This window comes from Streptomyces sp. NPDC127119, assembly GCF_042677425.1.
Taxonomy (GTDB): domain Bacteria; phylum Actinomycetota; class Actinomycetes; order Streptomycetales; family Streptomycetaceae; genus Streptomyces.
The window spans coordinates 50,127-71,736 of record NZ_JBHXTO010000028.1 but is presented as its reverse complement, the minus strand read 5'-3'; the positions used below and the strand labels follow the sequence as shown (position 1 = coordinate 71,736).

Sequence of the window (21,610 nt, the reverse complement as noted above, 5' to 3'; positions counted from 1 at the left end):
GACCGATCAGACGGTCAAGGGCCTGTCCGAGGACTGCGCGGCCTGAGCCGAATGAGTCGCCTTGGGCGTGTGGGCCGCATGGGCCGTCTGCGCCTCGGTGACGGCGTCCGGCGTCGACACGGGGGCGGGGAGGTCCAGGTCCGTGTGCTGCTCCGGCGCCGACACGGGACGCACCGCGCGCGGCCCGGACACCACCGCGTAGTCCGAGCCGAGGAACGGCGGGACGACGTCGCCCGGCTCCTCGCCGAGCGCGAGGCGCACGGCGGCCCACGGCGCGTTGATCCCGCACTGCGAGAGCTGGTGCAGGCCGCCCGCCGGGCGCGTGTTGACGTCCATGAGGACCGGCTTGTCACCGAGCATCCGGAACTGGATGTTCGTCAGGTAGTGCAGCCCGAAGCCCTCCGCGAGGACCCGCGCGGGCTCGATGAACGACGGGTCGAGCGTGAAGCCGCGCCGCCGCCCGTTCTTCGTACGGCCCACGGCCATCCGGACCCGTCCGTCCGGGCCGGTGAGGCAGTCCACGGACACCTCGGGCTCGCCCAGAAGGGGCATGACGAGCCAGTCCACGGGCTCGTCCGCCTGCCGCAGCGCCTGGACGACCAGGTCCAGCGGCATGTACGGGCTGGGGAAGCCGCTCAGGTGCATGAGCGAGAAGGGGGTGCGCGTGATGATGCGGAAGCCGACGCCACCGGCTCCGGAGGCGGGCTTGAAGCACGCCTTGTGCCCGGCGGCCTCCAACTCGTCGACCGCGGCGATCAGCTCGTCGGCGGTGCGGACGCGCTGCCACGGAGGCACCGGCACGCCGAGCTTCTCGACGGCCTCGTACGCGACGACCTTGTCCTGGAAGGTGTGCACGGCCTCGGCGGGCGGCGCGAGCAGCGCGGTGCCGACCGCGGCGAACTCCTCGCGGTGCTCGGCCAGGGCGGTCTGGTGCAGGACGGGCACGAACACGTCGATCGAGTGCCGGGCGCACTGGTCGAGCGCGTACTCGACGTAGGCGGCCGGGGACAGCCCCTCCGGCTCCATCGCGGCGATGTCCGCGGCGGCCAGGATGGGGGAGTCGGGGTCGCCGTGGGTGGCGTGGATCTCGACCGCGCGGCCACACGGATTTCGCCGCAGCTGATCCATGAAGAACACGTTCTCCGCGTACGTGCGGTTGAGCCAGACGCGTACGCGAGAGACCATGCAGGCCGCCTTTCAGGGTTTGCGGGCACGTCAAAGCAGGCCGTGCTCGGCAAGAGGTTGAGTGGGTACACAAAACCGCCGTTCGAAAACGGGAGTTCGTGGCGGTTGTGTATGGCCGATCATAGGGGTTCCTGAGCAGTGCTGCTGCTACAGGCGTGTTACGGAATCACCCGCCGGGTCCGCCGTACGGGTCCGTCCGCCGGGCCCGCCGGGGCTCGCACGCCAGGTCAGAGGCCCTGCACCCCGCCGGCGCCGAACAGTTCCCACGGGGTGCGCCCGGACGGCCGCCGGTGCTCCAGATCACCGTCGTCGGATGGTCGGACCGGCCGATGGACGACCCGGCACACGGCCGGACACGCAGGCGGGCGCCTCGTCGGACGGGGGCACGCGGGCACGTCGAATCCTGGCGCTTCGGCCCGTGGGGCGGGGCTTGTCGGTTGGTCGGTCCGCCGGGCGGACGGCAGCCCGACCGGGCCGCGGCCCGGTCGGTGGGGGCGTGTGCACGGACCGGGCCGTGCGCCGCGTGCGTGGCGGTCGGGCGGCGCCCGGACGGGCGGGCCGTGGTGCGCGGCGGAGTGCGGCCCGTCCGGCGCCCCGGACGGGTACCCGGTGTCTCGGGGCGCGGGTCCCAACCTCGCGCGCGGTCGCTCTTGTACCGCGCCGTGCGCGTGTGTTCTTGTGTTCTCATCCGGGCGGCTGTGAGGCGTCCCGGCACGGGGAGGGAGCGAGGGTGACGACGGCTGACCGTCAGGGCCGGCTGCTGGCCATCAGCGACCTGCACATCGGATACGCCGAGAACCGCGCTCTCGTCGAGGCGATGCGCCCCGAGACCGACGACGACTGGCTCCTCGTGGCCGGCGACGTCGCGGAGACGGTGGCCGACATCCGCTGGGCCCTCGAAACGCTCAGCCGCCGCTTCAAGAAGGTGATCTGGGCACCGGGCAACCACGAACTGTGGACCCACCCCAAGGACACCGTCACCCTGCGCGGAGTGGCCCGCTACGAACACCTCGTACAGCTCTGCCGCGAACTGGGCGTGATCACCCCCGAGGACCCCTACCCCGTGTGGGAGGGCCCCGAAGGACCCGTCGCCGTGGCCCCCCTCTTCCTCCTCTACGACTACTCGTTCCTGCCCGCGGGCTGCGCGACCAAGGAAGAGGGCCTCGCGTACGCCCACGGCACCGGCATCGTCTGCACCGACGAGCACGTGCTGCACCCCGACCCGTACCCCAGCCGCGAGGCCTGGTGCCGGGCCCGGGTGGCCGAGACCGAACGCAGACTCGCGGAGATCCCCGACGGGCTGCCCACGGTGCTCGTGAACCACTACCCGCTGGACCGGCACCCCACGGAAGTCCTCTGGTACCCGGAGTTCGCCATGTGGTGCGGCACCCGGCTCACCGCGGACTGGCACCGCACCCACCGGGTGAGCGTCATGGTCTACGGCCACCTGCACATTCCCCGCACCACCTGGCTCGACGGCGTCCGCTTCGAAGAGGTGTCGGTGGGTTACCCCCGCGAGTGGCGCAAGCGCTCGGAACCGCCGGGCAAGCTGCGCCGTATTCTGCCGATGGAGGTCGGATCCGGTGATCGAGGAACTGCTCCCGGAGTCGGTCGTGGCCGTGGAGGCACACGCTGACGACCACGCCGAGGGCACCGGGGCCCCGACGCCGTACCCCGAGCTGTATCCGGAGGAAGAGGCGCTGATCGCGCGCGCCGTCGCGAAGCGGCGCCGCGAGTTCACCGTGGTCCGCGGCTGCGCCAGGCGTGCCATGGAGAAGCTCGGCGTGCCCCCGCAGGCCGTCGTCAGCGGCGACCGGGGAGCCCCGCGCTGGCCCACCGGGCTGATCGGCAGCATGACGCACTGCGAGGGCTACGCCGCCGCCGCCCTGGCCAGGGCCACCGACCTGGCCTCCCTCGGCATCGACGCGGAACCCCATCTGCCGCTGCCCGCCGACGTGCTGCCCTCGGTGGCGCTGCCCGACGAGGTCCGGCGGCTGGGCGAGCTGGCCGCGGAGCATCCGCAGATCCACTGGGACCGGCTCCTGTTCAGCGCCAAGGAGTCGGTCTACAAGGCGTGGTTCCCCCTCACCGGGAAATGGCTCGACTTCTCGGAGGCCGACATCGAGATCTTCATGGATCCCGGACACACCACGTCCGGCGGCCTGAGCGCCGGACTCCTCGTGCCGGGACCGGTGGTGGACGGCCGTCGCATCGGCCGCTTCGAAGGGCGCTGGACGGTGAGCCGGGGACTCGTGGCGACCTCGGTGACCGTGCCGCACGGGCAGGACTGAGCGCGGCACCGCCCGGCGAGGGGCGGCCCAGGGGCTGACGGTGGTTCATCACACCTCCGGGCACCACGTGTGCAGCAGGCGGAAGAACGCCTCCTCGTTGCCCTCGAGGCCGGCCGCGGCCAGCGCGCGCTCCGCCTCCGCGAGGGCCGAGGGCGGCACGACCACCGGCCGCCCCGCACCGGACGGGGAGTCCATCGCGGCTCGTACGGTCTGCAGCAGGCGCAGATAGGCCTGCACGGCGGTGCGTTCGTGATCGGTCAGTACGGCTGTCGGCATCGGACGGCTCTCCCCGGTTCGGCTCGGCTTCCGCTCTTCGGTGCTGCTCGCGCCGCCGCACAGCGGTGGCGCTGGGTCCAGCTTGCCGTCCGCCACTGACAATGCCCTTTCCGTGCGTGTTCGTTCGCCCGGTTAGCCGAGGGGAAACCTCACGGAAACCCCTTGTCGGACAAGGGGCTTACGCTGGAACGGAGGCCCGGAGAGGGGAGACGAGCCGGTGGTCGACACCCCACGACGGCGCCCGCGCGGGGCCCTGCGGCTGCGGCCGGTGGGCGAAGGCGAACTGCGGCTGCGCCACCGCGTCGTGCACGGCTACCGCCGCGCCTACCGCATGACCGGCGAGGGCCCCGCCCTCGTCCTGATCCACGGCATCGGCGACTCCTCGGCGACCTGGGCCGGACTGATCCCCGGTCTGGCCCGCACCCATACGGTGATCGCCCCCGACCTGCTGGGCCACGGCGCCTCGGACAAGCCCCGGGCCGACTACTCGGTGGCCGCCTACGCCAACGGCCTGCGCGATCTGCTCGCCGCGCTCGGCGTCGAACGGGCCACGCTGGTCGGCCACTCGTTCGGCGGCGGTGTCGCCATGCAGTTCGCCTACCAGTTCCCCGAGCGCACCGAGCGGCTGATCCTGGTCGGCGCGGGAGGTGTGGGCCGCGAGGTGAACCCCGTGCTGCGGGCGGTGTCCCTGCCCGGGGCCCAGCTGGCGCTGTCCGCGCTGCGGCTGCCCGGCATGGCGTTCCAGGCCCGGCTGTTCGCGCAGCTGATGCGGCTGCTCGACACCGATCTCGGGCAGGACGCGCCCGAGTTGCTCACCCTCGTGGACGCGCTGCCCGACGCGACCTCGCGCAACGCGTTCATCCGTACCCTGCGGGCGGTCGTCGACTGGCGCGGCCAGGTGGTGACGATGCTCGACCGCTGCTACCTCACCGAGGGCATGCCCACGCTGCTGGTGTGGGGCGACCGCGACGGCGTGGTGCCCGTGCGGCACGCCCACGGGGCGCACGAGGCGATGCCGGGGAGCCGGCTGGAGATCTTCGAGGGCGCCGGGCACTTTCCGTTCCACGCGGATCCTGCGCGGTTTCTCGCGCTCGTGCAGGAGTTCGTCGAGGGGACGAGTCCCGCCGACTGGAGCCGTGAGCGGTGGAGCGCGCTGCTGCGGGCCGGGCGGCCCGGGACCGCGGCGGGGCGGGCGGACACGGTCCGCAACCGGGAGTTGGAGCGGGAGTTGCGCGCGGCGAGTGAGCGGAGCGCTACGTGATGCGCGGCGGGCGGCTGGTCGTGCGTCGTCCGCGGGCCCGGCGGGGGCCGGCCGCGCAGTTCCCCGCCCCTCGAAGGGGCTGCGCCGCCTTCGCAGGGACATGCGGACCAATTCTCGTGAGCCCGCGGATCACGACTCGGGGCGTTTGACGCTTTCCAGGAGCATGTCCAGCCATTCGGCGACCTTGTCCCGGTGCTGATCGGTGGGCAGTTGCGCGGCCCGCCAGGCGATGCCACGGACCCCGTGGTCCTGCAGCAGCCGCTCCAGCGGGTCGTCCGCGGTCGCCGGGTCCGCCTGCCGCTCCCGGTCGGCGAGCCGCTGGAGGAGATCCTGCTCGGTGCGCTGCAGGGCGCCGGCGAGTGCCTCGGGGTCCTCGGCGGACAGGAAACCCGCGTGGACGCGGAAGAAGCGCTGGATGGCGTCGCAGTGCTCCATGGTGGGGCGCCGGTCGCCGTTGATGAGCGCGCCCGCCTGCTGACGCGACATGCCCGCGCCGTCGGCGATCTCCTGCTGCGTGTACCGGCGGCCGTTGGGCTTCAGGCGGGTACGGCGCAGCAGGTCGAGGCGCTGCAGGAACCGGGCCTGGAGGTCGGGTTCGCCCGCCGACCGGCCGTTCAGCAGGGACGCGACCACGGCCTCGGGGACACCCGAGGCGGTCGACAGCCGGCGGACGTCGAACACCTCGCCGTGCGGTGCGCCGAGCCGGTCCGCCAGACCGGCGACCCGGGTCACGACGGCCGGCAGCAGACCCGTCGCCGTGGCGCCCGGAACCTCGAAGCCATCCGTCACCGACAGTTCTCCTACGTCTCAATCGACCGACCGCTGTGGGGGAACCGGAGCCCTCGGACGTGAAGTCCCTGTGGGGATCCGTGTTGTGCAGCGTGAACTGCCCGAAGACCGGAGAGTAGCCCTTTGGTCGAACTCACATCCAGGTCTCGCCACAACTGTGGCGGGATTCAGCCGTCAACGGGCGCCAAATGCCACGATAGTTGACACCGCTCCGGCCGGGGTAGCAGGATCACGACGCCGCGTGAAGCCCGCATAGGCAAGAGGGGTGGACCTCCCGATGGCATACCAGGCAGGAGGGCCCCGGCCGCAGCCGCGGCCCGTCCCCGACAGTCTTGAGGCCCAGGCGTATCTCCAGGACTACGCAGCACTTCTGGACGCCGTCACCTTTCCGTCCGTCGTCGTCGACCACCGCTGGGACGTCGTCCTCGCCAACGACGCGTTCGAGACACTTTTCCGTGCGGTCGGCCCGCACCCCACCGCCATGCCCGGCGACAACTTCCTCCGGTTCGTCCTGTTCCACCCGGACGCGGGTACGGTCCTCGCCGAGCACGAGTCCAGCTGGTGCCTGCCGATGCTGGCGCACTTCGCCGCCGCCGTGGAGCGGCACGGCCACGACCACGGACTCCAGTCGATCCTGCGGGACATCGCCCAGGACCCGATCATGGACGCCGCGTACCGGCACGGCCTGCCGCACTGGATCCGCTCGGTGGGCCCGCACGCGGTCGAGCACGACGGCGCGGTACGGCCGCTGCTGCACCCCGATCCGCGGTGGGGGAGCACCTGCCGGATCGTCGGTGAGACCCCCAAGACCCTGCACGACATGGGGTACACGCGGCTGACGCTGGTCCTGCGCGAGGCCCGCCGCCCGGCACCGGCGAAGCGCCGGACGAGCAGACCCGGCCGCGGGCGGCGCGCGGCCGGCCACCTCAGCGTGGTGCCCGCCACCGAGGCATGAGGACCCTCTTCGGACGCCGGTGACACGTGCGTACGCCGTCCTACTGGGGCGGCGGCGTGTCGGTCAGGTCCTTCACCAGCCGGTCGGTGACCGGTGTGCCGCGTTTGGCCGCCTGGATCTGCTCGTACACATGGGTGCGCAGTTCGGCGAAGCGCGGCGCCACCCGGGTGTGCAACTGGTCCCGTTCGGCGGGGAGGTCGACCTTCAGCTGCTCCTGGACGACGGTCGGAGAGGAGGACAGGATGAGCACCCGTTCGCCGAGATAGACGGCCTCGTCGATGTCGTGCGTCACGAACAGGATCGTGATGCCCCGCTGCCGCCACAGCCCGCGGACCAGATCCTCCAGATCGGCCCGGGTCTGGGCGTCCACCGCCGCGAACGGCTCGTCCATCAGCAGCACCTGGGGCTCGTACGCCAGGGCGCGGGCGATCGCCACCCGCTGCTGCATCCCGCCGGACAGCTGCCACGGGTACGCGCCCGCCGCGTCCATGAGGCCGACGGAGGCAAGCGCGTCGGCGACCAGCTCACGCCTCCTGACGGCCGTCAACTTCTTCTGCTTGAGCGGCAGTTCGACGTTCTCGCGCACCCTCATCCAGGGGAACAGGCTGCGCCCGTACTCCTGGAAGACGACCGCCATGTCGGGCGGCGGCCCGGTCACCCGGCGGCCACCGATCAGCACCTCGCCCGCCGTGGGCGCGAGCAGGCCGCCCACGCACTTCAGCAGGGTCGTCTTGCCGCAGCCGGACGGCCCGACCAGGCAGACCAGTTCACCGGCGTCCACGGTGAAGGTGAGGTCGCGCACCGCCTCCACCCGTCGGCCCGATCCCTCGTAGACCTTCTTCAGGCCGCGTACGTCGAGCATGGACCGCCCTTTCACGAGGTTCACGACGACCGCCGGGAAGCGTCGCGCGCACCGTGGTACCAGCCGAGCACACGACGCTCGACGAGCCGGAAGACGACCGACAGAAGGAACCCGAGCAGCCCGAGCAGCAGGATCCCCGTCCACATGTCGGGGATGGCGAAGCCGCGCTGGAACTGGACGATGGTGAAGCCGAGCCCGTTGCTGGCGGCGAACATCTCGCTGATGACCATCAGGATGATGCCGATGGACAGGGCCTGGCGCAGCCCCGCGAAGATCTGCGGGCTCGCCGCGGGCAGCACCAGATACCGCAGCCGCGCCACGCCCGTGACGCCGTAGGAGCGGGCCGTCTCGGACATCACCGAGTCGACCGCCCGGACGCCCTCGACGGTGTTGAGCAGGATCGGCCAGACGCAGCCGCTCGCGATCACCACGACCTTCATCGTGTCGCCGATGCCCGCGAACAGCATGATGACCGGGACGAGCACGGGCGGCGGCACCGCCCGCAGGAATTCGAGGACCGGTTCGCACACCGCCCGCACCCGGCGGTACGAGCCGATCACCGTGCCCAGCGCCACGCCCGCGACGGCCGCGCACGCGTAACCGGCGCTCAGCCGCAGCACACTGGGCAGGACGTCGTCGTGCAGCCGCTCGCCGGTCCACACGTCCGGGAACGTGCTGAGGATGGTGCGCAGCGGCGGCCAGTAGATGTCCGTGCTGCCGTCCGACGCGTACCACCACGCCAGCACGAGCAGCAGCGGCAGCGCCACGACGAGGAGCAGCCGCAGCAGGACGCGTTCCGGGCCGTTCACACCGCCACCTCCCCGCGTACGGACTGGTGCCAGGCCAGCGCCCGCCGCTCGACCGTTCGCGCGCCCACGTTGATGAGCAGTCCGAGCAGACCGGTGACGACCACCAGCGCGTACATCTCCGGAACCGCCTGCGAGGTCTGCGCGACGGCGATCCGTGCCCCCAACCCCGGTGCCCCGATGACGAGTTCGGCCGTCACGGCGAGGATCAGCGCCACCGCGGCGGCCAGCCGCACCCCCGTCATGACGTACGGCAGGGCCGTGGGCCACAGCACATGGCGGACCCGCGCCCAGGTGCCGAGGCCGTACGAGCGGGCGGTCTCCTCGGCGACCGGGTCCACGTCCTGGACGCCGTACATGACCTGGACGAGGACCTGCCAGAACGACGCGTAGACGACCAGCAGGAGCACCGAGCGCAGTTCGGTGCCGTACAGCAGCACGGCGAGCGGGATCAGCGCGACCGACGGGATCGGGCGCAGGAACTCGATCGTCGAGGCGGTCGCCTCGCGCAGATACGGTGTGACCGAGATCAGGACGCCCGCGACGATGCCCGCGCCCACCGCGATCACGAGCCCGATCGCCCAGCCGGTCAGGGTGTCCCCGAGCGCGGTCCAGAACGCGTCGTCGGACAGTTCGCCGGCGAGCGCGTCGGCGATGCGGCTGGTCGGCGGGAAGTAGTCCTCGTCGACCAGGCCGAGCCGCGGCACCGCCTCGCCGAGGGCGAGGAAGGCCGCGAGCCCGCAGGCGCCCAGCAGGGCGTTGGCGCCCCTCACGGAAGGAGCTTGTCCAGGTCCGGCTCCTTCTCGAACAGGCCGTCCTGCTGCCCCAGTTCGGCCAGCCTCTCGATGGAACGGCGGTCCGGCTCGGCGGGCCACCGCGGCAGGATCAGCGACTCCACCAGCGGCTTCGGGATCTTCGTGTACGTGGTGATGATCTCGCGGACCTCCGCCGGGTGCTTGTCCGCGTACTCCAGGGACTCGATGGTCGCCGCCTGGAACTTCTTCACCATCTCCGGGTTCTTCTGCACGTAGTTCTGCGAGGAGAAGAACATGGCCACGGTGAGGTCGGGGGACACGTCGACGAAGAGCGACGCGATGGAGGTGCCGCCCTGCGCCTTGATGCTCGCGAGCGCGGGTTCCACGACACAGGCGGCGTCCACCTGACCGCCTTCGAGCGCGGCCGGCATCTGGTCGAAGGGCATCTCCACGAACTTCACCTTGGACGGGTCACCGCCGTCCTTGCGGACCGACTCCCTGGTCGAGGTGTCACAGATGTTGTTGAGCGTGTTCGCGGCGACCTTCTTGCCCTCCACGTCCTTGGCGGACTTGAGGGGACTGCCCTTCTTCACGGCCAGCTCCGCGAAGTCGGCACCCTGCTTGCCGGTGGACGCGACACCGTTCACCACGGCCTTGACCGGCACGTTCTTGGACTGGGCGATCAGCAGGGACGTCATGTTGCTGAAGCCGAAGTCGAACTGGCCCGAGACCACGCCGGGCACGATCGCCGCCCCGCCCTGCGCGCTCGTCAGGGACAGCTTGATGCCCCGCTCGCTGTAGAAGCCCTTCTTCTGGCCCAGATACAGCGGGGCGACGTCGATGATGGGGATGACGCCGACCTTGACCGTGGTGGTACCGCCGGACGCCTTGTCCTTGTCGTCCGACCCGGAGGAGTCGGACGAACCGCAGGCCGTCGCGGCGACGAACAGGGCGCCGGTCACGAGACCGATGAGCAGACGACGCATCACTCCCCCTACTGAAACGATCGGGACAGTTCTTCGACAGGCTGTGCGCAGACCGCACAGAAGTGCTCAGCGGGAACGTAGAACCTGGCCGTGGAACAGGTCAATGCCCTTGACGCGCACGGTCGTTGACAGTTGCCGATCTGTGCTCCTAGCGTGCGCAGAGCGCACCCCCGTGCGTCCCGTGGAGGCGACGATGCCTGCTGGAGATCGCGAACCGCATTTCGTCCGTTCCTTCGAGCGCGGCCTCGCGGTCATCCGCGCCTTCGACGCCGACCATCCGGAGCTGACGCTCAGCGAGGTGGCGCGGGTCAGCGACCTGACCCGCGCGGCGGCCCGCCGCTTCCTGCTGACCCTCTTCGACCTGGGATACGTGGAGACGGACGGCCGGATGTTCCGGCTCACCCCGCGCGTCCTGGAACTCGGATACTCCTACCTCTCCAGTGTCACCCTGCCGGAGATCGCCGAGCCGCACCTGGAGCAACTCGTCGCGCAGATAAAGGAGTCGTCGTCCCTGTGCGTCCTCGACGGCGACGACATCGTCTACGTCGCCCGCGTACCGACGCACCGCATCATGACCGCGACCATCACCGTCGGCAGCCGCTTTCCCGCCCATGTCACCTCGGTCGGGCGGGTGCTGCTCGCGCAGCTGCCCGACGAGGAGATCGACACCCGGCTGTCACGCGCGGACCTCGGCCCCCTGACCGCCCGCACGATCGTCTCGCCCGAACTGCTGCGCACCGAACTGCGCCGGGTACGCCGTCAGGGGTACGCGATCGTCGACCAGGAACTGGAGGAGGGGCTGCGCTCGGTCGCCGTCCCGGTGCGCGACCGGGACGGCGAGGTGGTGGCGGCGGTCAACATCCCCGTGCACGCCAGCCGCAACTCGGTGGAGTCCGTACGCCGTGACCTGCTGCCCCATCTGCTGGCCACGGTCGCCCGGATCGAGGCGGACCTGCGGATCACAGGTCGAGCACGAGGCGCTTCCCGAGGCACCGGGACACACAGATGAGCATGGTCTCGCCGGCCGCCCGCTCCTCGTCGGTGAGCACCGAGTCCCGGTGGTCGGCCGTGCCGTCGAGGACGTCCGTCTCACAGGTCCCGCAGGTGCCCTCGGTGCAGGAGAAGAGCACCTCGACGCCCGCCGCGCGCACGGTGTCGAGCACGGTGGCGTCGGCGGGCACGGTGAGAGTGCGCCCCGACCGCTCCAGAACGACATCGAACTCGACGTCACCTGAGGCTTCCTGAGGGGTCGTCACTTGTCGGTCCCTGGGCTGGAAGCGCTCGACGTGCAGGGTGCCGCTCGGCCAGCCCGCGCACCGCTCCTCCACGGCGTCCAGCAGCGGACCGGGGCCGCAGCAGTAGACGAGCGTGTCCGGCCGCGGGGTGCCGCCGAGCGCGCCGGCGAGATCGAGCAGCCCGTACTCGTCCTGCGGAAGGACACGCACCCGGTCCCCGTAGGGCTCCAACTCCTCCTGGAAGGCCATGGAGTCGCGGGTCCGGCCGCCGTACAGCAGGGTCCAGTCGGCGCCCGCCGTCTCGGCCGCGGCCAGCATCGGCAGGATCGGGGTGATGCCGATGCCGCCCGCGACGAAGAGGTAGCGGGGTGACGGCTTCAGGGCGAAGTGATTGCGCGGCCCCCGCACCCGGACCTTGTCGCCCTCCCGCACCTGCCCGTGCACATGGGCGGATCCACCGCGTCCCTCGGGCTCCCGCAGTACCGCGACGCGCCACGCGCGCCGGTCGGCGGGATCGCTGCACAGGGAGTACTGCCGCTCCAGGTCGGGCCCCAGGAGTACGTCGATGTGGGCGCCCGGTTCCCAGCCGGGCAGCTCCTCCCCGAACGGATGGCGCAGGGTGAGGGCGAGCACACCGTCGGCCGCCACGTCCCTTTGTCCGACGACGAGTTCGGCTTCGTGGGCCGCATTGGCCTCGTAGGTTTCGTACGAGGTCATGAGCGGTGTCCCCCGGGCGTGTGTCGTTCGGGCATGTGTCCTTCAGGCATGTGTCCTTCGGGGTGGCCGAGCATCCACTCCCACATCGCGACCGGGTCCTCGGCGGTGTGCTCGGCCCCGCAGTGACAGGTGCCGTGGAGCACGTCGGTGCCCGGCAGCCAGTCGATGCGGTAGACCTCACCGGTGCAGCTGCTCACAGCGCCTTCTCCACGGGCTTGTCGCCCTCCTCGACCAGCCGGGCGAGGATACGGCGGGCGGCCAGACCGCCGGTGTCGATGTTGATGCTCAGCTCCTGGTAGCCGCTCCGCTCGGTGCCGAGCGTCTTCTGCAGCAGGTTGAGCGCGTCGACGTCCTGCATCACGACGGTGTGGTTGTTGGCCCGCAGGAACTCGGTGACCTCGGCGTCGTCGGTCGCCCAGTCGCGCGAGACCATCCAGAAGTCGTACACCTTGCCGTCGGCGGACGGGGTGATGGCGTACGTGATCTCCGTGTGGAAGCCGTTCGGGTCGCTGCCGTCGGATTCGGGCACGACACCGACCGGCGCGATCCGGCTGTGCAGCAGATACAGACACGGCGCGTGGTACTCGATGTCCTGCCAGCGGGTGATCCGCCCTTTGATACCGGTCGACTTGGCGTAGAAGGGCGGGCATGCGGCGTCGGCCATGCGCCGGCTGACCCGCACGATGCCCGCGCCCTCGTCCACCTCGGTGGTGATGGGCGTCTCGGCGACCTCGGGGGTGCCGATGTAACCGCCGTGCAGATACGTCTCGTGGGACAGGTCGAGGAGGTTGTCGACGAGGAGCCCGTAGTCGGCGTCGATCGGCTCCATCCCGCTGACGGTGACCCAGCCGGGGGAGTCGAGGTGCCTGGCCCGCGGTACGACCTCCGGGTCGGCGAGGGCGGGGTCGCCGACCCACACCCAGATCAGGGCGTCCCGCTCGACCACCGGGTAGGCGGCGACGCGGGCGGTGCGCGGGACCCGTTTCTGACCGGGCACGTACACGCACGCACCCGTCGTGTCGTACGTGAAGCCGTGGTACCCGCAGACGATCCGGTCGCCGTCGAGCCCGCTGGCGGACAGCGGATAACGGCGGTGCACACACCGGTCGTGCAGGGCGACGGGCCGGCCGTCGTCCTCGGTCCGGTAGAAGACGAGCGGCTCCCCGAGAACGGTCCGCCCGAGCAACTCCCGCCCGACCTCATGGGCGTAGGCGGCTACGTACCACTGGTTCCTGGCGAAGGCGGTGGTGTGCGGCATCTTTGCTGCTCCCGTCTCTGATGGGTGGTGGCATCGTCGGGGAGAGCGTCAGCGGGCCGCAATGCCCCTTCCGTCTCGCGGAAGTCTTCGGGCGGGGTTCGCGCCCGGAGTGGTCCGCCGTGCGAAACGGCTCCGCCCTCCCGGTGGGAGGGCGGAGCCGTCTGGTGCAGCGCTTGCGGGCGCGGGGTCAGGCGTGGCGGCGGTTACCCGCGATGACCCGGTACAGGGCGAGCAGGATGAGCGAGCCGACGATGGCGGCGATCCAGGTCGAGATGTCGAAGAAGCCGTCGATGGAGTCGACGCCGAAGATCACCTTGCCGAGCCAGCCGCCGAGGAGACCTCCGGCGATACCGATGAGCATCGTGATGATGATGCCGCCCGGGTCCTTGCCGGGCATGAGCGCCTTGGCGATGAGGCCCGCGAGCAGACCGATGAGTATCCAGGCGATGATGCCCATGATTGTGTCTCCTACCTGGTCGTATAAAGACTGTGTCAGGACATCCGAGTGTTCCGTGCCGGCGTTTTCAAACACGGGTTCGTCAGATTCACAGGTTGCCGGGGGCCAAGCCGAGTCGGTCACGAGCGTGAGTCCGTGGAGCGGTCCTTCGCGTCGGACGGGGTTTCGGGGGTGGACGCGCCTGGGTGGAACAGCCGGTGGTCGTACCAGGCCGGGACCAGTGCGGCCGTCATGAGGGCGCCGGTCGCGGCGAAGGCCACCGAGTAACTCGTTCCCGCGCTGAGGAGGCCGAAGAAGACGGCGCCGAGGCCCATCCCCGCGTCGTAGGCGAAGTTCCACAGAGCGCTGGCCACGCCGTAGCCCGACGGGGGAACGCGGGCGTACATCAGTGTCTGGGTGGCGTTCTGCGCGATGCCGAAGCCGGTGCCGAAGAGGGCCATGCCGACGAGAACGGCCGCGGCGCTGCCCGTCGGCGCGGTGGCCAGCATGCCGCCGGCGCACAGCAGCAGACCGGGGACGACCAGACCGGCAGGACCGTGGCGGTCGCCGTACCGGCCCGCCACCCAGCGGGCCCCGATCGCGGCGGCGGTGTGCAGGAACAGCGCCGCCGAGACCAGTCCCGCCCGGTCCGGTGGCACGGCCAGCGGCAGGAACGTGGCGATGATCCCCGCCCCCAGCGCGGTGGTCGCGAAGACCGCGGCCGGCAGGGCCAGCGCCGGGGTGCGGAAACCGTCGACCATGCCCAACGGCTTCTGCGCGGCCGGTTCACGCCGGGGAAGGCCGGCCACCGCGGGGACGGTGGCGAGCGGGAGAACGGCCGCGACGACGAACACCGCGCTGAATCCGGCGTGTTGGGCCAGCCACACGCCCAGGGGGAGAGCCACCACCGACTGCGCCCCGGATACGACACCCACCAGGGCCAGGCCCTCGCCGCGCCGCTCGGGGGGTATCAGCACCGCCGTCAGGGCGCCGCCACCGACCACGGTCAACGCGAAGCCCGCACCGCGCGCGAGGCAGACGGCCACGATCGAGCCCACGCTGTGCGACACGGTCAGCAGCAGCGAGGGCGCGCCCAGCAGGACCAGCCCGGTCGCCAGCACGAGACGGTAGCCGAAGCGGGCCGTGAGGCGGGGCGCAGCCAGTTCGCCGCAGACGGTCGCCAGCATCAGCGCGCTCGTGGACAGCCCCGCCGCGCCGCTCCCGCCCCCGGACTCCTCGGCGTACAGAGGGACGACCGACAGCAGCAGGAAGAAACTGGCGGAGGCTCCGACGATGGTGACCAGCCGCAGCATCAGCGGCCAAGTCACCAACGAAGGCTGTGAGTTGCTGCTACCGCGCCGCCGTCGTGTCCGGTCCTCAGGCCGCACGGGTGTGGATCCTGATCTCCCGCAGGTTGCGTCGGCACGCGTCGATCGCGGCGTCGGTGTCGGGGCCGAGAGCCGAGATGTGGCCCAGGCCGTCCCACTGGCCCTCCAACGGGCGCACCAGGTCACCCGGAGCCACCCCGAGGCTCACCGCGAGGGTGTCCGGGTCGGCGCGTACCCGGTCGACACCCTCGACGCGCTCGACCCTGCCCTCCTCGGCCACCACCAGCCAGCTCGCGGCGGCGCCCCGGGCCACCGGGCGCCCGGGCAGCGGGTCCGCCAGACCCAGGGCCCAGGAGAGGGCCAGGGACTGTGCGTCGTGCCCGTACACGGCGTCGATCATGTCGGTGAGCAGGGCACCGCCCACCCGGTTCTGCGACTCGCAGATCACCGGGCCCTGCGGGCTGAGGATGATCTCCGTGTGCGCGGGGCCGTCCCGGAACCCCATCGCCCGGAGGAACCGCCGGGCGGTGTCGGCCATGCGCTCCTCGTCCTCGGCGGACAGCCGGGCCGGCAGGGCGTGGCCCACGTGTACGTGGGTCCGCGGCCGGGTGATGGCCTCGGTGACGGTGAGCACCACGTGCCGCCCGTCGAAGCTGAAGGTCTCCACGCTGTACAGCGGCCCCGGGACGTACTCCTCCATCATGAACTGTTCGATGTCGTACGCACCGGTCAGCGGATGTTCCGTGGCCGTGTGCAGCCGCCGGATCCGCTGCCGGGCCGCTGCGAGCGCATCCGCGCCCTCCACCTTGACGACGCCGAAGCTCGCCGTGCCGCTGGTGGGCTTCACGATGAAGGGGTAGCCGTGCGCGGCTCCGAACCGGTCCAAGTCGGCGTCCTCGGTGAGCAGTTCGGCGGCGACCCGGCGGGCGCCCACCTGTGGTCCGTCGGCGAGCCGGCGGCGCATGAGCCACTTGTCGGTGAAGCGGTGGCTGACCTCGTAGGGCGTTCCGCCGAGACCCAGCAGGTCGTTCACCCGGGCGGCCGGGTCGAGCCCGGGTTCGGTGAGCGACACGGCGGCCGAGAAGCCCCAGTTCTCGTACGCCGACTCCACCAGCGGTCGCAGGGACCGCCAGTCGGTGTAGTCGGTGAGGAGGACGGCCTCGGCCAGGGACCGCTGCTCGGGCGCGAACTCGTCCTCGAACTGGACGTACACCACCCCGAGTCCGAGGTCCGCCGCCTTCCGCAGGTGTTTCGGTGTGCCGCCGATGAGCAGGACGCGCTTGGGATTCCTCATTCGGGCTCCTCGCGGACTTCGGGTTCATCGCGGACTTCGGGCTCCTCGCGGAACAGGCTGGGGAAGTAGTTGATGTCGGCGAGCAGGATCTCGGGGAGCGAGGCCGCCGACGGTGGCAGGGAGCCGTGCGGCCCCGCCAGCAGGTCGCGCTGGCGTCGCAGCGACTCCGCGGACAGAGGCAGGGCCCCCGCGCGCAGGTACCGGATCGCCCCCTCGGGGTCGCGGCGGGGGACGATCTGCGACCTCGCGAAACGGCTGGCGCTGAACGGGATGTCGAGCGTGCCGTCGGCGAAGGCCTCGACGATCGCCCCGGCGACCGCCGCGGACGTGGCCGCGCGCCCCTCCAGCACCGGTCCGACGATCTCGGCGACCTCCGCCAGGATCCAGCGGCGCTCCTCGCGGACCCGGTCCTCGTCCGCCGAGAGGAAGTCCAGGAGCGGGGAGTTGGCCCGGTCGGCCAGCCGCACCCCTTCGATGTTCGCCCGCACGTCCGGGATTCCGGCCGCCTCCTGATGGGTCTTGGTGATGATTTTCGAGGCCCTGCCCAGCCGGGCCACCAGCGCGCCGTACAGGATCAGATCCTCGGCGTGGCGGCGCGCGCGGGGGAAGACGCCCATGAACTCGTGCAGTACGGGGTGGACCGCGACGTGCGGCGGCAGATAGCGCTCGGCGAGTACGGGGATGGCGGTGAGCGCGGCCACGTCCTGTTCCAGATGGCCGCCCTGGGGGTACGCGACCGACAGGCAGCGCACTCCGGCCCGCGCGGCCAGTACCGCTTCGAGCACGCTGACCGCGAGGCTGATCGACGGCGGGACCAGGACGGCGGTGAGCGTGCCGAACAGTTCGCGGTCCACCACCAGTCCCAGCTCGGCCAGTTCGCCGCAGCGACGGTCCACGCGGTCCCAGGCCGCCAGTGACACCGCCAGAGGCACCTGCTTGGAGTAGGGCAGGTTGTAGGAGATGCCACCTCCCTCGAACGAGGTGATCCCTCCGGCCACGGCCACGTCGAAGAGCCGCTGCGGCTCGGGCGAGCCGTGCCGTACCTCCAGGGGCGCGGCGACCGCCTCGTTCAGGTCCCGGGCCCGCCGCCAGCCGTGGGCCACCAGCGGGTAGCCGTTGAGCTCCTGCGGGCGGGTGCCCAGCAGCCGCTCCGCCTCCTCGAAGCGCCGCAGCCGGGTGTGCGAGTCGACGGTCAGGCTGAGCACGTCCGGTGCGGCCTCCGCCTCCAGGGAGCGCAACAGGGCCCGCATGCCGTCGTGCCGGGCCACCCCGCACCGGGGCTGGACCGCCACCCGGCCGCGGTTGCGGGCCGCCGCCAGGACCTGCGCCACACCGGGCTTGCCCAGCGCGGCGACGTAGGCGACGGACTCCCGCAGACTCGGGAGGGCCGTCCCGGATCCGGTGCTCCGGCCGGGACCCGCGACCCCGGAGTGCCCGGCCGACGGCGGCCCGGTCATGAGACGCGGGCGGGTCCGGACCACGCGGGCTGCGCGCCGACGGCCTGCCCGGAGACGGCGCGATCCGCGACGGCCCGGTCGACGGTGAAGTGCCCGCCCGCGGTGCGCAGTTCGGCCAGCACCGTGGGGAGGGTGGCCGGGTCGCGGACGATCCGGTCCACCCCCAGGGCGTACAGCCGCCGGTCCGACGACAGACTCTTGCTGCTTCCCACGGAGAGGTTCCCGCCGACCACCACCGGGCAGTGGACGCGCCCCGACCTCTTCGCCTCCCGCAGGCCCCGCAGATCCTCGTGGATGTGCCCGTTCAGGCTGCCCACCAGGAGCGCCTCCGCCTCCGGACGCCGTACGCAGGCCCGGGCGAACTCCTCGACGGGCGTGCAGGCCCCGAGGTTCTCCACCTCGAAGCCCTCGTCCCGCAGGAAGCGGGCGATGAGCTGGTTGGCCACGACATGGCAGTCGCTCGCGGCCACCCCGAGGATGACCAGCCTCCGGGGCGGCGCTGTCGTCCACGGCATCGGCTACACCAGCTCCCCGGTGCACGCGTCGTCCAGGTACGCCTGTTTCGCGGCGGTGTCACGGGCCGAGCGCAGATAGCGCGACCAGCCGCGCCGCTCGTGCGAGGTGGCGTCCAGCTCGACGACGTTCTGGGTGGGCCGCAGCAGTCCCGGCTTGGGCGGGTAGGGCAGGAAACCGCCGTCGTCCTTGTGGAACAGGCTCTGCCACATCTCGTCCCGGTCCCGCCACACACAGACGAGCATGTAGTACTTGCCGCCGTCCAGGTGCAGCAGCACGAACCCCAACTCCCCCCGGAAATCGAGCTCCTCGGCCGCGACCTGCCCGGTCAGGAACGTGCGGGCCTCGTCCGTGACGTGCGGGGCCGCCTTGTCGTCGGCGCGGCGGATGTCGTACCACTTCAGACAGGCCCCCGGTACGGCCAACGGCGGGCCGGGGAAGATCAGTTTGGCGGTGTGCGTCCAGTTGGCGGGGTACTCGGAGAGACCGGAAAGGGTCTCGTTCGTCCTGATCATTGGTCTCCATGCCTTTCGCCGGGTGGGTTGGCGGCCCCTACCGCCGGGGGCCCTCGTACAGGTCGGCGCGCTCCAGCGCGCGCAGCCGCCGGTGGTCCGCCGCCACGCGGGCCGGGTCGGCGGAGCCCAGGTAGACGTAGCCGGGGGACGAGGCGAGGTCCGTCGTGCGCGGCAGCACGGTGCCCTCCGGCATGGTCAGCGCCATCTCGACGAACGTGCCCAGGGCGCGTACCGGCGCGAACCGCTCGGCGGACAGCGGGCCGCCGGTCCGGGGCGAGCGGAGGGTGACGTACCGCAGATGGGCGCGCGGCCGATAGCGCGGCAGCTGCCCGCGCGCGGCCTCCTCGGGGTGGGCGAGGGCGCGCGCCAGACACGCCAGCTGGTCCGTGCCCAGGAACCGCGACACCACGGACGGCGTGTGCGAACCGCCGTGGCGTGCCGCGCACTCCACCAGGACGGGCCCCCGCCCGGTCGTGATCACCTCGGTGTGGGCCGCCCCGTTGCGGATCTCCAGCGCGTCGAGCACCCGCAGCGTGTACGCCGTCAGCACGCCGACCACCGGGTCGTCCGGGGGCACGGGCTCCTCGTGGTCGTACATCGGCCGGTCGCCGACCGGCCGCTTGTGATAGCGCCACACCTCGACCACATGGTGTACGCCACCGCTGCTGACGGTGTTGACGAAGTACTCCGCGCCCGCCAGATGCTCCTGGACGAGCACGGCGACGTTCCGGCCGCCGTACCGGTCGCGGCCGGCCGTGATGGCCGCGACCCCGGCCCGCAGCTCCGCCTCCGAACGGCAGAACAGGACGTTGTCCGTACCGGCGCTGGCCAGTGGCTTGAGCACGACCGGCCACCGGCCGTGCCCGCGTGCCCACGCGACCACCTCGTCGGCGCTGTCGGTCGCGAGACACGCCGCCGTGGACTGCCCGGACTCCCGCACCGCGCAGGCCATCTCGTACTTGTCCCGCCGGGCCGACGGCCGGCTCATGCCATGGCCCGGCGTGCCGAGTTCGGCGGACAGCGCGTCGGCCAGCAGGACGCCCGACTCGGCGCCGGCGACGACACGGTCCACCCCGTACCGGCGCAGCGCGTCGGCCGTGGCGGCCAGGTCACCGCGGTGCGTGACCTCCGGAGGCCGGTCGGTCCGGTCCGGCTGGTTCGCCAGGTGCGGGTTCGGGGCGTCCGACCGCACCAGGACGCTCCGTACGCCCTCGCGGGCCAGCGCGCCGGGCAGGAAGGCGCCCATGCCGTCGGCGTCCACCACGGCGACCCGGGTGGCCGGGTCCGTGGCGCGGGCGGCGTAGGCGGGGGACGGCCGGGCGCTCATGCCACGCCCGCCCCCGGGATGCCGGCGGCGGCCAGCGCCAGCCCGTGGCTGTCGGCCTCGCCGTCGGTCAACTCGCCCGCGGCGTACTTCTGGTAGGCCGCCAGATCGAAGTGCCCGTGTCCGGACAGGCCGAACAGGATGGCCCGGGAGCGCCCCTCCTCGCGGCAGCGCAGCGCCTCGTCGATGGCGACCCGAAGGGCGTGGGTGGACTCCGGGGCCGGCAGGATGCCCTCGGTACGGGCGAACCGGACGCCCGCCTCCAGGCAGGCGACCTGGCCCACGGCCGTCGCCTCGATCAGCCCGTCCTCGACGGCCCGGCTCACCGCAGGGCCGATGCCGTGGGCCCGCAGCCCTCCGGCGTGCACCGGCGGCGGTACGAAGCCGTGGCCGAGGGTGTGCATCCGGAACAGCGGGCCGAGCCCGGCCGAGTCGGCGTAGTCGTAGGCGATCGTCCCCCGGGTCAGGGTGGGGCAGGCGGCGGGCTCCACGGCGATGATCCGCACGGGCCTGCCGCCCCGCAGCCGGGCGCCCAGGAACGGGAAGGCCAGCCCGGCCAGGTTGCTGCCGCCGCCCGCACAGCCGATGACGACGTCCGGGTGGTCCCCGGCCAGTTCCATCTGCCGCACGGCCTCCTGGCCGATCACGGTCTGGTGCAGCAGCACATGGTTGGCGGCGCTGCCGAGCACGTACCCCAGTGACCGGTCCCCGGCGGCCGTCTCCAACGCCTCGGAGGTGGCGATGCCGAGGCTGCCGGGGTTGTCCGGGTCGTCGGCGAGGATCTTGCGGCCGACCGCCGTCCGTGTGCTGGGGCTCGCCACGCACTCGGTGCCGTAGGTCTCCATCAGCGCCCGGCGGTAGGGCTTCTGCCGATAACTCACCTTGACCATGAAGACCTTGGCGGTCATGCCGAAGAACGCCGCGCCCAGGGCCGCCGCGCTGCCCCACTGACCGGCGCCGGTCTCGGTGACCAGCCCGGTCCGGCCCGCCAGCTTGTTGTAGTACGCCTGCGGAACACCGGTGTTGGGCTTGTGGCTGCCCGTCGGGGCGCCACCCTCGTACTTGTAGTAGATACGGGCCGGGGTGTCCAGGGCACGCTCCAGCCGGTGCGCCCGCACCAAGGGGGAGGGGCGCCACAAGGTGTAGATACGGCGCACCTCCTCGGGTATCTCGATCTCCCGGGCGGTGCTCAACTCCTGGTCGATCAGCGGTTCGGGCATGGTGGCCGCCATCTCCGTGCGGGTCAGCGGCTCCCGGGTCGCGGGGTTGAGGGCGGCGTGCAGCGGGCCCCCCGGCAGGTCCGCCGCGAGGTTGTACCAGTGCGTGGGCGTGTCTTCCTCGCCCAGCAGGAACTTCGTCCTTCGCAT

At 71.8% G+C, this 21,610-nt stretch carries 23 protein-coding genes; 5 read left to right on the top strand and 18 right to left on the bottom strand.

Going from position 1 to position 21,610, the window contains the following annotated elements; translation table 11 throughout:
* Window positions 1-6: 6 nt before the first annotated feature.
* Window positions 7-1,185, bottom strand: a complete 1,179-nt coding sequence (locus ACFVH5_RS15665; protein ID WP_385834225.1) for an ATP-grasp domain-containing protein — start codon at window positions 1,183-1,185, stop codon at window positions 7-9.
* A 730-nt stretch (window positions 1,186-1,915) separates the two neighbouring features.
* Here ACFVH5_RS15665 and ACFVH5_RS15660 point away from each other — a divergent pair.
* Both ACFVH5_RS15660 and ACFVH5_RS15655 read left to right on the top strand, forming a co-directional pair.
* The gene (locus ACFVH5_RS15660; RefSeq protein ID WP_384807151.1) at window positions 1,916-2,821 is read left to right on the top strand and encodes a metallophosphoesterase family protein; all 906 of its coding nucleotides are present in this window, start codon (window positions 1,916-1,918) and stop codon (window positions 2,819-2,821) included.
* A complete protein-coding gene (locus ACFVH5_RS15655; RefSeq protein WP_384807153.1) occupies window positions 2,769-3,476 on the top strand; it encodes a 4'-phosphopantetheinyl transferase in 708 nt (235 codons plus the stop codon). The genes ACFVH5_RS15660 and ACFVH5_RS15655 overlap by 53 nt, the downstream gene beginning before the upstream one ends.
* 48 nt (window positions 3,477-3,524) lie before the next feature.
* On the opposite strand, the gene ACFVH5_RS15650 is transcribed toward ACFVH5_RS15655, so the two are convergent.
* On the bottom strand, window positions 3,525-3,752 hold the full coding sequence (locus tag ACFVH5_RS15650) for a hypothetical protein (RefSeq protein ID WP_384807155.1): 228 nt from the start codon (window positions 3,750-3,752) through the stop codon (window positions 3,525-3,527).
* 217 nt (window positions 3,753-3,969) lie between these two features.
* On the opposite strand from ACFVH5_RS15650, the gene ACFVH5_RS15645 reads away from it, so the two are divergent.
* Entirely contained in the window at window positions 3,970-5,013 is a 1,044-nt protein-coding gene (locus ACFVH5_RS15645) for an alpha/beta fold hydrolase (protein ID WP_385834223.1), read from the top strand.
* Window positions 5,014-5,142: 129 nt separating this feature from the next.
* Here the strand turns inward: ACFVH5_RS15645 and ACFVH5_RS15640 are convergent, their stop codons facing one another.
* The gene (locus tag ACFVH5_RS15640; protein WP_385834222.1) at window positions 5,143-5,802 is read right to left on the bottom strand and encodes a helix-turn-helix domain-containing protein; all 660 of its coding nucleotides are present in this window, start codon (window positions 5,800-5,802) and stop codon (window positions 5,143-5,145) included.
* 277 nt (window positions 5,803-6,079) lie between these two features.
* Here ACFVH5_RS15640 and ACFVH5_RS15635 point away from each other — a divergent pair, with 277 nt between their 5' ends.
* Window positions 6,080-6,757: a hypothetical protein gene (locus tag ACFVH5_RS15635; protein ID WP_384807160.1), complete on the top strand. Its 678-nt coding sequence runs from the start codon at window positions 6,080-6,082 to the stop codon at window positions 6,755-6,757.
* Window positions 6,758-6,797: 40 nt separating this feature from the next.
* Here ACFVH5_RS15635 and ACFVH5_RS15630 read toward each other — a convergent pair whose 3' ends face one another.
* The 4 genes from ACFVH5_RS15630 to ACFVH5_RS15615 are packed head-to-tail and all read right to left on the bottom strand — an operon-like array spanning window position 6,798 to window position 10,166.
* The gene (locus ACFVH5_RS15630) at window positions 6,798-7,619 is read right to left on the bottom strand and encodes an ABC transporter ATP-binding protein (protein WP_385834221.1); all 822 of its coding nucleotides are present in this window, start codon (window positions 7,617-7,619) and stop codon (window positions 6,798-6,800) included.
* Window positions 7,620-7,639: 20 nt separating this feature from the next.
* Window positions 7,640-8,428, bottom strand: coding sequence for an ABC transporter permease (locus tag ACFVH5_RS15625; RefSeq protein ID WP_385834220.1), 789 nt, complete (start codon window positions 8,426-8,428; stop codon window positions 7,640-7,642).
* Entirely contained in the window at window positions 8,425-9,198 is a 774-nt protein-coding gene (locus ACFVH5_RS15620) for an ABC transporter permease (RefSeq protein WP_384807164.1), read from the bottom strand. The genes ACFVH5_RS15625 and ACFVH5_RS15620 overlap by 4 nt, the downstream gene beginning before the upstream one ends.
* A complete protein-coding gene (locus tag ACFVH5_RS15615; RefSeq protein WP_385834219.1) occupies window positions 9,195-10,166 on the bottom strand; it encodes an ABC transporter substrate-binding protein in 972 nt (323 codons plus the stop codon). The genes ACFVH5_RS15620 and ACFVH5_RS15615 overlap by 4 nt, the downstream gene beginning before the upstream one ends.
* 193 nt (window positions 10,167-10,359) lie before the next feature.
* On the opposite strand from ACFVH5_RS15615, the gene ACFVH5_RS15610 reads away from it, so the two are divergent.
* A complete protein-coding gene (locus tag ACFVH5_RS15610; RefSeq protein WP_385834218.1) occupies window positions 10,360-11,175 on the top strand; it encodes an IclR family transcriptional regulator C-terminal domain-containing protein in 816 nt (271 codons plus the stop codon).
* Here ACFVH5_RS15610 and ACFVH5_RS15605 read toward each other — a convergent pair.
* From ACFVH5_RS15605 to ACFVH5_RS15555, 11 genes are all read right to left on the bottom strand, one after another.
* Entirely contained in the window at window positions 11,126-12,118 is a 993-nt protein-coding gene (locus tag ACFVH5_RS15605) for a PDR/VanB family oxidoreductase (protein ID WP_385834217.1), read from the bottom strand. The genes ACFVH5_RS15610 and ACFVH5_RS15605 overlap by 50 nt on opposite strands.
* On the bottom strand, window positions 12,115-12,315 hold the full coding sequence (locus tag ACFVH5_RS15600; RefSeq protein ID WP_385834216.1) for a hypothetical protein: 201 nt from the start codon (window positions 12,313-12,315) through the stop codon (window positions 12,115-12,117). The genes ACFVH5_RS15605 and ACFVH5_RS15600 overlap by 4 nt, the downstream gene beginning before the upstream one ends.
* Window positions 12,312-13,376, bottom strand: a complete 1,065-nt coding sequence (locus ACFVH5_RS15595) for a Rieske 2Fe-2S domain-containing protein (protein WP_385834215.1) — start codon at window positions 13,374-13,376, stop codon at window positions 12,312-12,314. The genes ACFVH5_RS15600 and ACFVH5_RS15595 overlap by 4 nt, the downstream gene beginning before the upstream one ends.
* A gap of 187 nt (window positions 13,377-13,563) precedes the next feature.
* Window positions 13,564-13,833: a GlsB/YeaQ/YmgE family stress response membrane protein gene (locus ACFVH5_RS15590; protein WP_384807175.1), complete on the bottom strand. Its 270-nt coding sequence runs from the start codon at window positions 13,831-13,833 to the stop codon at window positions 13,564-13,566.
* 119 nt (window positions 13,834-13,952) lie between these two features.
* Window positions 13,953-15,140 carry an MFS transporter gene (locus ACFVH5_RS15585; RefSeq protein WP_385834214.1) on the bottom strand — a complete coding sequence of 396 codons (1,188 nt, stop codon included), beginning with the start codon at window positions 15,138-15,140 and terminating at the stop codon, window positions 13,953-13,955.
* A 49-nt stretch (window positions 15,141-15,189) separates the two neighbouring features.
* Entirely contained in the window at window positions 15,190-16,434 is a 1,245-nt protein-coding gene (locus ACFVH5_RS15580) for an ATP-grasp domain-containing protein (RefSeq protein ID WP_385834213.1), read from the bottom strand.
* Window positions 16,431-17,891: a methylaspartate mutase gene (locus ACFVH5_RS15575; protein ID WP_385834211.1), complete on the bottom strand. Its 1,461-nt coding sequence runs from the start codon at window positions 17,889-17,891 to the stop codon at window positions 16,431-16,433. The genes ACFVH5_RS15580 and ACFVH5_RS15575 overlap by 4 nt, the downstream gene beginning before the upstream one ends.
* Window positions 17,888-18,406 carry a cobalamin-dependent protein gene (locus ACFVH5_RS15570; RefSeq protein ID WP_385834210.1) on the bottom strand — a complete coding sequence of 173 codons (519 nt, stop codon included), beginning with the start codon at window positions 18,404-18,406 and terminating at the stop codon, window positions 17,888-17,890. The genes ACFVH5_RS15575 and ACFVH5_RS15570 overlap by 4 nt, the downstream gene beginning before the upstream one ends.
* Before the next feature lie 3 nt (window positions 18,407-18,409).
* On the bottom strand, window positions 18,410-18,919 hold the full coding sequence (locus tag ACFVH5_RS15565) for a hypothetical protein (protein ID WP_385834209.1): 510 nt from the start codon (window positions 18,917-18,919) through the stop codon (window positions 18,410-18,412).
* 37 nt (window positions 18,920-18,956) lie between these two features.
* Window positions 18,957-20,246, bottom strand: coding sequence for an ATP-grasp domain-containing protein (locus ACFVH5_RS15560; protein WP_385834208.1), 1,290 nt, complete (start codon window positions 20,244-20,246; stop codon window positions 18,957-18,959).
* Window positions 20,243-21,610: a TrpB-like pyridoxal phosphate-dependent enzyme gene (locus tag ACFVH5_RS15555; protein WP_385834206.1), complete on the bottom strand. Its 1,368-nt coding sequence runs from the start codon at window positions 21,608-21,610 to the stop codon at window positions 20,243-20,245. The genes ACFVH5_RS15560 and ACFVH5_RS15555 overlap by 4 nt, the downstream gene beginning before the upstream one ends.